This is a genomic window from Nocardia sp. NPDC004582, from assembly GCF_053602115.1.
This window is the reverse complement of the sequence record NZ_JBSGCY010000083.1, coordinates 17,261-29,522: the sequence shown is the minus strand read 5'-3', so window position 1 is coordinate 29,522 and position 12,262 is coordinate 17,261. Positions and strand designations below refer to the sequence as shown.

General features: G+C 70.3%; 9 protein-coding genes and 1 pseudogene. 5 read left to right on the top strand and 5 right to left on the bottom strand.

Annotated elements, in window-relative coordinates; genetic code table 11:
* A pseudogene (locus tag ACWELJ_RS22030) lies at positions 1-540 on the top strand (hypothetical protein); the annotation flags it as partial.
* 39 nt (positions 541-579) lie between these two features.
* On the opposite strand, the gene ACWELJ_RS22025 reads toward ACWELJ_RS22030, so the two are convergent.
* Positions 580-1,404 (bottom strand): DUF1266 domain-containing protein, encoded by an 825-nt coding sequence (locus ACWELJ_RS22025; RefSeq protein ID WP_452368005.1) that lies wholly within the window; start codon positions 1,402-1,404, stop codon positions 580-582.
* A gap of 194 nt (positions 1,405-1,598) precedes the next feature.
* Between ACWELJ_RS22025 and ACWELJ_RS22020 the strand changes: the two genes are divergently transcribed.
* Positions 1,599-1,868, top strand: coding sequence for a DUF2277 family protein (locus ACWELJ_RS22020; RefSeq protein ID WP_357275681.1), 270 nt, complete (start codon positions 1,599-1,601; stop codon positions 1,866-1,868).
* A gap of 11 nt (positions 1,869-1,879) precedes the next feature.
* Here ACWELJ_RS22020 and ACWELJ_RS22015 read toward each other — a convergent pair whose 3' ends face one another.
* On the bottom strand, positions 1,880-3,145 hold the full coding sequence (locus ACWELJ_RS22015) for a PucR family transcriptional regulator (RefSeq protein WP_452368004.1): 1,266 nt from the start codon (positions 3,143-3,145) through the stop codon (positions 1,880-1,882).
* A 156-nt stretch (positions 3,146-3,301) separates the two neighbouring features.
* On the opposite strand from ACWELJ_RS22015, the gene ACWELJ_RS22010 reads away from it, so the two are divergent.
* From ACWELJ_RS22010 to ACWELJ_RS22000, 3 genes are read left to right on the top strand one after another with little or no spacing between them, the layout of a single operon-like run.
* Positions 3,302-4,930 (top strand): aldehyde dehydrogenase family protein, encoded by a 1,629-nt coding sequence (locus ACWELJ_RS22010; RefSeq protein WP_452368003.1) that lies wholly within the window; start codon positions 3,302-3,304, stop codon positions 4,928-4,930.
* Positions 4,930-5,760 carry an SDR family oxidoreductase gene (locus ACWELJ_RS22005; protein ID WP_452368002.1) on the top strand — a complete coding sequence of 277 codons (831 nt, stop codon included), beginning with the start codon at positions 4,930-4,932 and terminating at the stop codon, positions 5,758-5,760. The genes ACWELJ_RS22010 and ACWELJ_RS22005 overlap by 1 nt, the downstream gene beginning before the upstream one ends.
* A gap of 20 nt (positions 5,761-5,780) precedes the next feature.
* Positions 5,781-6,665, top strand: coding sequence for a PfkB family carbohydrate kinase (locus ACWELJ_RS22000; protein WP_452368001.1), 885 nt, complete (start codon positions 5,781-5,783; stop codon positions 6,663-6,665).
* A 39-nt stretch (positions 6,666-6,704) separates the two neighbouring features.
* Here the strand turns inward: ACWELJ_RS22000 and ACWELJ_RS21995 are convergent, their stop codons facing one another.
* The 3 genes from ACWELJ_RS21995 to ACWELJ_RS21985 are packed head-to-tail and all read right to left on the bottom strand — an operon-like array spanning position 6,705 to position 12,248.
* Complete coding sequence (locus tag ACWELJ_RS21995) at positions 6,705-7,391, bottom strand: nucleoside/nucleotide kinase family protein (protein ID WP_452368000.1); 687 nt, start codon at positions 7,389-7,391, stop codon at positions 6,705-6,707.
* Positions 7,392-7,410: 19 nt separating this feature from the next.
* Positions 7,411-9,684, bottom strand: a complete 2,274-nt coding sequence (locus ACWELJ_RS21990; protein ID WP_452367999.1) for a serine/threonine-protein kinase — start codon at positions 9,682-9,684, stop codon at positions 7,411-7,413.
* The gene (locus tag ACWELJ_RS21985; protein WP_452367998.1) at positions 9,681-12,248 is read right to left on the bottom strand and encodes a serine/threonine-protein kinase; all 2,568 of its coding nucleotides are present in this window, start codon (positions 12,246-12,248) and stop codon (positions 9,681-9,683) included. The genes ACWELJ_RS21990 and ACWELJ_RS21985 overlap by 4 nt, the downstream gene beginning before the upstream one ends.
* Positions 12,249-12,262: the final 14 nt, after the last annotated feature.

Sequence of the window (12,262 nt, the reverse complement as noted above, 5' to 3'; positions counted from 1 at the left end):
CGCGCGGGGCGGCGCATGGCCCCCAAGCGGGACGCCAAGCCCGCGATCGCGGCGCTGCAGCGCTTCGTCACGCCCGCCGAATACGTGCTGGAGACCGCCCTGGTCACCGCGCAGGCGCCCGCGCCCAAGGCCACCGGCCTGCTCGCGGTCACCACCACGCGGCTGATCTTCGTGGCCCTCGGCTCGGGCAAGCGTTTCGCCCACGAGCTGCCGATCGCGACCCTGCTGTGGGCCCGCACCACCGACGACGCCGACGCGGCCGATTCGGCGCCGGGCGAATACGGGTTCGAGGTCAGTGACGGGAATCTGATCTGGAATTTCGTCGGCAGCGATCGCGCCGACACCGATCGGGTCGCGGGCGCTTTGAATTTCGCCATTCAGCGCGAGGTCGCCGACGGTGCGGCCGGGCCGGCCGATCCGGGCGTGGCGAAGCTGTACTCGGAGTGGGAATTGCTGGTCGAGCGGCATTCGCTCGGCATGGTCGACGACGCGCAGTTCCAGCGCTACGGCCGCGGAATTCTGCGGTCGCTGCCGGATTGAGGAACGGGTTTGGGGGCGCGGGCCCCCAAACCGGGGCGGTTATTCGTCCGGTTGCAGGGTGATGCGCCGCCACGGGCTGCTCGGCCGCATCCACAGGCGTAGCAATTCCATGCGCCGGTCCACGCCGCCGGATTTCAGTTCCGCGAGGTCCTCGCAGGCCTGCCAGTAGGTCCACCCGGCCAGATAGGCGTCGCCGAATTGCCGCCAGTTGCGGTATTTGCGCTGGGCCGGGGGTAGCGCCCGCATCAGGTAGTCCCAGGCGACGTCGGCGTCGAGGTAGCCGGCGGTGTAGGCCATGCGGGCGACGGCGACCACGCGGGCCAGATCCCAGGCCTGGATATCGGTGGGCAGCGGGCGGACCAGGTGGTCGGTGAGGCCGAGTTTGATGGCCTGCGACCAGATGTCGTAATCGCGGACCAGGGCTTCGGGATTCTCCATGCCGCGGAAGGATCCGACCTGGCGTAGGAAGGCGCGATGCCGATCGGCGCGTTCGCCGAAGCGGTCGCGTTCAGGGGAGTTGATGGCCGCCATGACGAGCGGATGCACGAGCGCGTAGAGCGGGCCGTGCATGCCGTCGAGTAGTTGTTCCATCGAGGCCATGGCCTCGGTGCCGTCGGTGATGCCCCAGGCGCCCGTCAGCGTGTCGATGGCAAGTTCGCGGCGATCGCCCAGCGGGTGGTCGCGTTCGGGTCCGAGCAGCAGCGCGTCGTGGAAGGCGTCCCAGCGCGCGGAATAGAAGCCGCCGAGCGCCAGCGCGCGCAGTTCGTCGTCCGAGACCTGCGCACCGGACCAATGATCGTCTTCGCGCTGGTCCAGCTCCGGATAGGGAAATGTGGTCAGCGTGGGTACGTCGCGGGCGGGCATAACCCGATTGTTCCCCATCGATCTTGGAGTGGCCGACTATTCGCCGATCGCGTCTGCCACACCGGTGGCGCCGGGTGCGAATAATCGGCAAACCATTCGGTCCGTAATTTTGGCGGACGGGACGCGACCCAGTCACGCAATTGTCCGAATCTTGCCCTGTCACAGCGGGTAATCCAGCGCTAACCTCTGGGGGCATGAGTGGGAACATCACCCTGCTGCGCGGGCTCACACCGGCCGCCACCGAGCAGGAAATCTATGCCGCCGCACAGGAATACGTGCGGAAAGTCGGCGGGGTGTCGGGATTGACGACGGCCACCAAGACGGCGGTGGACAAGGCGGTCGCCGCGATCGCCGCGGCCACCACCCAATTACTGGCCGAATTACCGGAACGCCGGGCCTCGGAGGGCGAACCGCCCACCCGCCGCCGCGCCGCCCGGGAGGCCATCGCGGAGGAGGCGAGCTGAGGCTCGCCGGCTCACACGCCGTACACCGCCACGCAGTCGAGCGCGATCTCCAATCGAGGCCCGCGCTGGTCGATCGAGTGACCGAGTAGTTCTTCTATGCGCTGAACGCGGTATCGCACCGTGTTCTTGTGCACGCCGAGCGTTTTCGCGGCCGCGTCGGGGCTGCGCCGGGCTCGCAGATAGGCATGCAAGGTTTCGCGCAATCGCGCCGACTGCGGGTCGGGCGCGGCGAGTGCGCCCAGTTCCCGCTCGATGAGCGACCGCATGGCGGCCTCGTCGGTTCCCGCCAGGTACGCGACCTCCACCTCCGAGTAGTGCAGCACCCGCGGCGTATCCGGCCGGGCCCGTTCGGCGACCTGCCGGGCCGCGCCCGCCTCGCGGTGGCTGGCCCGGAATCCGGCGGTGTGCGCGGCGGGCACGCCGACCGCCACCCGCACGGGCGCGTCCACCGACCACACCGGATCGTCCGGCCCGGGAATCGCGGGGCCGGACCCTCCGTCACCGTCCACGCCGATCCAGGCCCACAGCGCGGACGCCCCGGAGGGCACGGTCAGCAGGCTGCCGTTGCCGAGGGTGCCCGCGAATCGGGCCACGATCCGGTCGAGCCGTCCCACCGCCTCGCCGCTGCCGTCGGACGGCAAGGGCGCGGCATCCTCGTCGGTCCACACCACCAGCGCCAGATGCCGTTGCCCGAGCCGGTATCCGAGCCGGGCGGACGCGCTCTCGGTGTCCACCTCGGCCCCGGCGAGCAGGCTGCGCACGATCTCGGCGCGCTGGGTGAGGGCGGCGCGCAGGCCGCGTTCGCGTTCGGCCATGTAGGTGTCGGTGAGGGTTTCGACCGAGGTGCTGACCCAGCGCGTGGTGCGGTCGAAAAGCCGTAGCAGCAGCGATCTTTCGATGTCCCGGGGCAGCTGCCGCTGTTCGAGCACCTCGGTCATGTAGTCGATGCAGGCTTCCTGGCCCAAGTGGTAGACGCGCAGCAGCAGGCGCACGTCGTAGCCACGGCGGGCGACGGTGCGGGCGAAGGCGTGGGCTTCCTCGGGGACCGGGTAGTCGAAGCGGTCCTGGGTGAGGCCGCTGAGCACGGCGACGGCGTGGGCGCGGCTGCTGGCGGCCAGGTCGCGGCGCATATCGCGGTCGCGCAGTTCGGGGATGCGGGTGATGATCGCGTTGTCGAGGCGGGTGACGACCTGCTCGAGGGTTTCGGCGGGCAGGGTCTCGGCGACGAAATCGGCGATCCACTGCCGGAGCTCGGCGCTGTTCAGCGTCGTGGTCACGGGGCACCTCCGGGGTTTGTACTCCGAGCACAAAACCGACCGGAACTATTGACCCGATTGGCCAAGCATGGGCTCGCGAAATTGTGTCACGATCATAGTCCGGTGAGCTGGCACACAGCTCGCCATCGCAACGTAGCGCATGGGGAGAGGCACATCGTGACCAATACCGAACCCGCCGCGGGCACCGCTCGCAAGACCGGGACCCGCAAGGCCGCCGGGACCGCGACCAAGACCGCCCCGAAGGTCCCCGCACCGGCCACCGAACTCGAGGTCCGCAACCCCGCGACCGGAGCGCTCGCCGGGACGGTCCCGATCGATTCCGCCGACACCGTCGCGGCCAAGGTCCGCGAGCTGCGCGCGCACCAGCCCGCCTGGGAGGCCCTGGGCCCCGATGGCCGCAAGGAGTGGCTGCTCAAGCTGCAGGACTGGCTGGTCGACAACACCGACCACCTGGCCGACGTGCTGCAGTCCGAGACCGGCAAGGCCCGCGTGGACTCGCTCATCGACCCGGCCTTCTCGGTCGACCTCACCGGCTACTACGCCCGCCGCGCCGCGAAATTCCTTGCCGACGAACACCCTTCGCCGCACAGCCCGCTGGCCCGGGTCAAGCAGCTGACCACCGTCTTCCGCCCGTACCAGGTGGTCGGCGTGATCACCCCGTGGAACTTCCCGCTGGCCATGCCGGTCATCGATGTGATCCCGGCGCTGGCCGCGGGCGCGGCGGTCATCCTCAAGCCCTCCGAGGTGACCCCGCTCTCGGCCGTCGAACTCGCGCGCGGCTGGCGTGAGATCGGCGCGCCCCCGGTGTTCGAGGTCGTCACCGGCGCGGGCGAGACGGGCGCGGCCGTGGTCGGCAACGCCGACTACATCCAGTTCACCGGGTCCACCGCCACCGGCCGCAAGATCGCCGCCGCCTGCACCGAGCGGATGATCCCGTTCAGCCTGGAACTGGGCGGCAAGGACCCGGCCATCGTGCTGGCCGACGCCGACCTGGACCGGGCGGCGCACGGTATCGCCTTCGGCGGGCTGTTCAACGCCGGGCAGGTGTGCATCTCGGTGGAGCGCGTCTACGTGGAAGCCGCTGTGTACGACGAGTTCCTGGCGAAGCTGACCGCCGCGGTCAAGGAGGTCCGCCAGGGCGTGGACGGCCGCAAGCCGCAGTACGACATGGGCGCGCTGGCCAACGAGAACCAGGCGCAAATCGTGCAGCGGCACGTCGAGGACGCGGTCAAGGCGGGTGCGCGGATCACCACCGGCGGCAAGCGCACCGGCGTCGGCACGCTGTTCGAGCCGACCGTGCTCGCCGACGTGGACCACACCATGACCTGTATGACCGAGGAGACCTTCGGGCCCACCCTGCCGGTCATGAAGGTCGCCAACGAGGCGGAAGCCATTCGGCTGGCCAATGATTCGATCTACGGCCTGTCCGCGTCGGTGTGGTCGGGCGACAACGAGCGCGCCGAACGCGTCGCGCGCCAACTCGACGCGGGCGCGGTCAATATCAACGACGTGTTCGCCAATATGTTCAGCTTCGCGCTGCCCATGGGCGGCTGGGGCCAGTCCGGCACCGGCGCGCGCTGGGGCGGACCCAACGGCGTCCGCAAGTACTGCCGCCAGCAGGCCATCACCAGGCCGATCCTGCCCACCATGACCAAAGAACCGCTGTGGTTCCCGTATTCGCCGCCCAAGCTGATGTTCGCCATGAGCGCCATGCGGGCCGCGGGCACGCGCGGGCTGCGGCGCCTGAACGTGCCCGCCATCGTGAAGACCGTGCGGGGGCTGTGATGACCGACTTCGGAGCCATCGCCGGGAAGGTCGTGGTGATCACCGGCGGCGCGCGCGGCATCGGCCTGGCCACCGCTACCGCGCTGCAGGCGCTCGGCGCGAAGATCGCCATCGGCGATATCGACGAGACCACCGTCAAAGAGTCCGGCGCGGCACGGGATTTCGACGTCTACGGCAAACTCGACGTCACCGACCAGCAGTCCTTCGAGGGCTTCCTCGACGAGGTGGAACGCCGCCTCGGCCCGATCGACGTGCTGATCAACAATGCCGGGATCATGCCCACCGGGCGGGTGGTGGACGAGCCGGACCAGATCACCCGCCGCATCCTCGACATCAATGTGTACGGCGTGATCCTCGGCTCCAAGCTGGCCATCGCCCGCATGCTGCCGCGCGGCCGCGGACACGTCATCAATATCGCGTCGCTGGCGGGCGAGAGCCACATTCCCGGCCTGGCCACCTACAACGCCAGCAAGCACGCGGTGCTCGGCTTCACCGACACCCTGCGCGAGGAGTACCGGGGCACCGGGCTCGAGTTCTCCTCGGTGCTGCCCACGCTCACCAAAACCGAACTGGGCTCCGGGGTTTCACTACCCAAGCTGATGCGCGCGGCCGAACCGGAGGAGATCGCCGACGCCATCGCCACGCTGATCGTGGCGCCCAAGGCGAAGGCGCGGGTCACCACGGTGGCGGGGATCATCGCCCAGGCGGTGGGGCTGCTGCCGCAGTCCGTGGGTGACGCCATCGGGCGGGCGCTGGGCTCGCAGACCGCCTTCCTCGACGACGTGGACGGCGACGCGCGCAAGGCCTACGAGCACCGGGTGCGCGACTAGCTCGCCGTAGGGTCGGCGGCATGGGAAGCAGGAGTGCGGTTTTCGCCGGATTGTCGACACTGGATCTCGCCTATGCCGTCGACCGGTATCCCGCCGAGGACTCCAAGACCCAGGCCGCCGACCTGTTCCTGGGCGCGGGCGGGCCGGCCGCCAATGCGGCGGTCGCCTACGCGTTCCTCTCCGGCACGCACCCGGCGCTGGTCACCGCCTTGGGGAAACATCCACTGGCGGAACTGATCCGAGGCGATCTGCGCCGGCACGGTGTCACGCCGGTGGACCTCACTCCGGACGGCGATCAGCAGCCGCCGGTGTCCTCGATCATCGTCGCCACGGAGGCGGCCACCCGGACCATCGTGTCGCTGGACGGCTCCCGCATCCATCCGGGTCTCGACGACTCGGCGGCCGAGACGGTCGCGGACGCGTCGGTATTGCTGGTGGACGGCCACTACCCCGACCATGCCGTGCGGCTCGCCACGGCGGCCCGAGCGGCGGGAGTACCGGTGGTGCTCGATGCCGGACGCCGGCGGCCGGTGCATGCCGAACTGCTTCCCGTCGTGGATATCGCGATCTGCTCGAGTGCCTTCACTCCGCCCGGGGTAGCGGCGGATTCGGCGGATGAGGTGTTCGACTACCTGCACGCGGCGGGCCCGGCCCTGGTGGCGGTCACCGGGGGCGGCGACCCGATCCGCTATTCGATGCCGGGCGACCGCGGCGAGATCCGGGTTTCCGCCGGACCCGCCATCGACACCCTCGGCGCGGGCGACATCCTGCACGGCGCGTTCTGCCACTTCTTCGCGCTCGGCGAGGATTTTCCGCTGGCGTTGCGGCATGCCGCCGAGATCGCCACCCTGTCGTGCCGCTCTGTCGGCACCCGAGAGTGGATGCGGCACTACGGCTCTCAGTAGCACCGAGAGCCGCGCCCTCGACCTGGCCGGTCCCCGCGCTCAATCGATGCGGTAGCCGCGGCCCGCTTTGCGGAGCACCAGATCGGCTCGGCGGCGGGTGGATTCGACCAGGACGGCATTGCGCAGGTCGCTGTTCGTCACCTTGTCACGGGCGGCCTCGGGGGTGCGGCCGCCGCGAATATGTCGGCGCAGCAGGCGTTGTTCGATGATCGGGCGTGGCACGTCCAGGTACCAGGCCTCGTCGAGTTGGGGGCGGACGGCGGCCCAGGCCTGGTGGGAACGGTCGTCGAGGAGCAGGTAGTTGCCCTCGGTGACGACGATGGAGTGATGGTCGAAGACGACGCCGCCGGGTACCGGTTCGTGGATGTCGCGGTCGTAGGTGGGCCAGGGCACGGGGGTGCCGGGAGTCGCGTCGCGGAGCGTGCGGAGCAGCGCCACATAGCCTTCGGCGTCGAAGGTCTCGGGTTCGCCCTTGCGGTCGAGGATGCCGGCGGCGCGCAGCCGCGCGTTGGTGAGGTGGAAGCCGTCCATGGGCGCGACTTCGGCGATGGCGGTTCCGGCGGCCAGGTTCAGTTCGTCACGGATGCCGCGGGCGAGGGTGGATTTGCCCGCGCCGGGCGGGCCCGCGATCCCCAGCAGAAACCGACCGGAATGACCTTCGGCGCGCCGGCGGACCCGCGCCGCCAACTCCGCCAAGGAGGTTTCGACACTGCCGCGTATCGCCACCCCACGAGCCTACGGGGAATCAGTGCCCGCCTTCGGGAATGGCGCGAACCAGCGCTCCCAGATCGGCTTCCAGCATGCGCGACAACCGATAGATCACCACGAACGCCAGCACCCCGCCCACGCTGAGAATCCGCAGCGGCACGATCACCAGCCCAAGATCCGCGGTCGACACGAAGGTCACCGACGCCACCCCCAGCAGCGGCACCGACGCCGCCGCGGCCAGATAGAAGTTACTGCGCCGCGCCAGCGCCGCCAGCTGCCGCCGATCCTCGTGCCCCACCGAACCGCGCGCCAGCAGCTGCGGATACAACGACCGCACCGCGTACACCATGATCAGGAAGAACGGATAGGCCAGCGCGATGGTCGCGCACACCACCTGCGCCGTGAAGAAATGCACGAAAGCCATGTGCGGCAGGCGCGCTCCCGCACCCGCCAGCGCCAGCGGCCACGCGATACCGGCGATCAGCCACAAGGCGAACGGCACCCACACCACCCGCTCCCCGAGCAGCAGCGTGTCGGCGCGGGCGCGGGCCAGCTGGTCGGGGGTGTACTCGTGGCCGCGGCCCAGCCGGAACGAGACCGTCAACGGCCGCCGCGCCAGCCACAACAACAGCAGCGCGGCCACCGGGAAGGCGGCCAGATTATTGATCAGCGCCACCTGCTCGAACCGGGCCTGATCCGACGCCGAGAGCTCGTCCACGATGAGGCTCTTGTTGATCCGGATGTTGTACCAGCTGGCCAGGGCGTTCGGCAGGCCCACACACAGCACCGCGATCGGCACCGGCCAGCTCCGCAGGCGCGCCCACAGACTGTGCGCGGGCGGATCGATCAGATCCCGGGCGTCGGGGTCCAGGCACAGGTCCAGCTGCCCGGCCAGCTGCCCGCCGCTCTGCCAGCGCCGAGCGGCATCGGGGCGCAGGCATTCCAGCAGCACGCGCCGCAGGGTGGCGGGGGTGTCGGCGGGCAAGGCCGCCAGCGCCGCCGCGGGCACCCCGGCCATGCGGCGGGCCAGCATCGCCCGCACCGCATCGGCCTCGGCCTCCGCATCGGTCCCAACCTCTGGATCGTCGAACGGCAGTGCGCCGGTGAGCATTTCCCACAGCACCACGCCGAGCGAATAGATGTCGCTGGCGGGCCCGGGCGACGGCGCGGCCGAATCCAGCAGGGCCAGTAGCGCTTCCGGCGACCGATACCGCAGCGCCCCGGCACCGTTCGCGCTCGCGCCACGCGCCCCGATGAATCCGGTGCTCCAATACATCGGCCCCAGAGCGAAATCCGCAAGTTTCGGCACCCCTTCGGCCGTGAACAGCACATTCGCGGGCCGGATGTCGTGGTGCAGCACCCCTTGCCGTTCCCCGTACTCGAGCGCCTCGGCCAGCCGCCGCCCCACCCAGGCGACGGTTTCGGGCCAGCTCAGGGCGGCGATATCGGTCCGCACCGGCGATCCGGACGGACGGCTCTCGCCCTTGGCCTCCATGGCGGAGTCGATGGCGCGCAGCAGTAGTCCTCCGTCGGGCCGCCCGTTCGCGGTCGGGGCGGCACGGTGGATCATGCGGCTGCCGGGTTTGCCGCCGTTGCCCGCCGCCCGGGCTTCGCTGCGCAGCTGGGTCAGCACGCCTTCGGCGGTGCCGCCGGGCACGTACTGCATGTACAGCAGCCGCAAGGGTTTCCCGGTGCTGCCGTCGGCGATCAGCCGCTGGTCGAAGACACGCACGATGTACTGGTGGTCGAGCTGGGCGACGGTGTCGGTGTCGCTGTCCGCGCCCGCCTCCACCCGGACCGCGACCAGTCGCTGCATGGATCGCTGCCGGGCCAGGAACATGCGGCTGTAGTCGGCGCCGCCGAGATCGGTGAGCAGGTCGAAATCGTCCAGGCGGCGGCCGGTTTCGATGCCCTCGGGCAGCACCGGCGGCGGGGGCGGTGGGGTCTCGCCGGCGAAGCGGCGGCGGATCTCGGTGGCGACCTCCGGATATTCGGCGGTGAAGCTGTCCACGTCGAGGGGGCGGAAGCGGCTGCGGGCCAGGTACTCGTCGCACACCAGGTCGGCGAACGCCGGGCTGGCCGCCACCTCCGGAAATTCGTCGCGGTACTCCGCGATCCGCTTCTCCAGGCCGGCGCGCCGCCACCGCTGCCGCATGTCCACGCGGACCAGGTCGGTGAGGACCTCGAGCCGGACCGCGCGCCCGTCGGGCAGGTATCCGGCCAGGGGCGGGGGCGAGTGGCGGTCGCCGCGCAGGGTCGATTCCCAGTCGGCGGTGAAGCGGGCGAGAGCTTGGGCCGACAGCTCACTCACGGCTCGGCACCCGTGTCGTCGCCGGCGCCGGATTCGGCGACCTTGACGGTCTCGTGCACCGAACGGGCCGGGGCGACCACGCGTTCCAGCGCTGCCAGGTCCGCTTCGAGGGCCCGGAAGATGACATAGATCAGGACGAACGCGGCGATCCCGCCGACGCTGAGCACGCGCACCGCCACGATCACCTTGGGAATGTCCTCCGGCGGCAGGAAGGTCACGCCCGCGACCGCGAGCAGCGGCACCGACGCCGCCACCGCCAGATAGGTGGTGCAGCGTCGTCCCAGCCGGTGCAGCCACACCGCGTCCTCGCCGCTGATGTCCCCGTGCCGCAGGAACATCGGATAGATGCAGCGGACCAGGTAGAAGGCGACCAGGAAGAACGGGTACGCCACCGCGATCGCCCCGCACACCACCAGCGACACCAGGAAGTGCACGATCCCGCGCACCGGCAGGTCGGTGGCGGTCATCCGCAGCACCATCGGGAAGGTGAAGCCCGCGATCACCCACAGCGAGAACACCACCAGGGAGATGCGTTCCCCGGCCAGCAGCACGTCCGCCCGGGCTCTGCGCAGCGTCTCGGCGTCGTATTCGCGGCCCTTGCGCAGGCCGCGCGGCACCACGATCACCGAGCGGCACAGGTAGGCGATGATGGCGGTGCCGAGCGGGAAGAACACCAGGTTCACCGAGGTGGTGGTGAGCACGAAGGTGTGCATGGCGGACTCGGACAGGTGGCTGATGATGAAGGCCCGGTTGTGCGCGATGTTGTACAGCGAGGCGAGGGTGTTCGGGATCGCCACGGCCAGGATGACCAGGGGCATCAGCCACGGCCGCAACCGCTTCCGCCAACTGTGCGGGGGCGGGTCGACCAGGTCGCGGGCGCGTTCGTCCAGGCACAGGTCGAGCTGGGAGGCGAGCACGGCGCCGCTGCTCCAGCGCTGTTCGCGCGACGGGGCGAGACAGGTGAGCAGGACCCGGCGCAGCGCGGCCGGGCAGTCGGGCGGCACCCGGTCCAGGGCCACCGCGTCCACGCCGCCGCGACGGCGGGCGAGCATGGCCTCGAGGGTGGTGCGGTCGCCGTGGTCGCCGGGACCGGCGGTGGTGTCGTCGAAGGGTTTGGCCCCGGTGAGCAGCTCCCACAGCACCACCCCGAGGGAGAAGATGTCGGCGCGGGTGTCCAGGTCGGCGGCGCTGGTGGCGGCCGCCGGATGGCAGGCTTCCAGCTGCTCCGGGGACATGTAGGACAGCGAACCACCGAAGTACGAGACCGGGCTGGAACTGTCCAGATTGCGGCTGAAACTGATATTGAAGTCGGCCAGTTTCGGTACGGCCTCGGCGGTGAGCAGCACATTCGCGGGTTTCACGTCGCGGTGCAGCACCCCGTGCGAGTCGGCGTAGTCCAGCGCCTCGGCCAGCCTGCGACCCAGCCACGCAACGGTTTCCGGCCAGCTCAGCGCGGCCAGTTCGGCGCGCACGCTGGAGTCGGTGGGCCGGATCTCGCCCTTCTCCTCCATGGCGGCGTCGACCGCGTCGAGCAGCAGTTGCCCGCTGCGTTCGGCGGGTGGGGTGGCGCGCACCCAGCGCAGCACGCCGAGCAGGGTGCCGCCGGGCAGGAACTGCATGTACAGCAGCCGCAGCCGCCGCCCGGATTCGGTGCGCACGTCCGAGAGCAGACGCTGATCGAAGACGCGCACGATGTAGTCGTGGTCGAGCTGGGCCAGGGTCTGGGGTTCGGTGCCGTGGTCGGCGGAGATCTTCACCGCGACCAGGCGTTGCAGGGAGCGCTGCCGGGCCAGGAAGACGCGGGCGAACGCCCCGGAGCCGAGACTGGTCAGCAGGTCGAAATCATCGATGCGCTGGCCGATCTCGATGCGGTCGAGCAGCGCGCCGGTATCGGGCGTGGTGGCGACCCCGCCGGTGACCCGGGTGGGATCGGCCGGGTCGCCGATCAGCTGCGAGGGATCCTCGTACTGGGTCAGCTCGCTCGCGTCGGGCACCCGGGTGGTGTCGCCCTCCATCGGCTCACCCGTACGGGTGGTGGCCTCCAGCGGGAGCCGGGTGGATTCGTCGAGCCAGGCGCCGCGGGTGGACGCGTCCAGCTCGAAATCGCCGCGGGTGGACTCGTACGGGCCGGCGCGGCGGGTGCTCTGGTCCTCGTCGTCGGCATTGAGCAGCTGCCGCAGCTCCCCCGCCTGATGCGGGTACTCACGCAGGCAATCGCGCGGATCCACGCGCTCGCCGCTGTGGCGGCGGATGACGAACTCCTCGTACACCAGCCCCGCCGGCAGGTCGGCCACCTCGAGCTCGGGGAATTCGGCGCTGTAGTCGCGCAGCCGTTTGGGCGGGGTGGCCGGCGCCCCCATCGTGCGGCGCAGCCAGCGGTGGCGCATGTCGACGCGGATCAGCTCCAGCAGCGCGCTCCGGCGCAGCGTGCTGGCGTCGGGCAGATAGTCGGCGATCCGGGGTGGGACCGCAGCGGAGTCCCAGGCCGCCGCGAAGGCGACGACCGCACTCGATTCGGTTCCGGCCGAATACGCGCCGGAACGGTGGTCGGAACCAGAAGCCATGTCCGCACCCATCT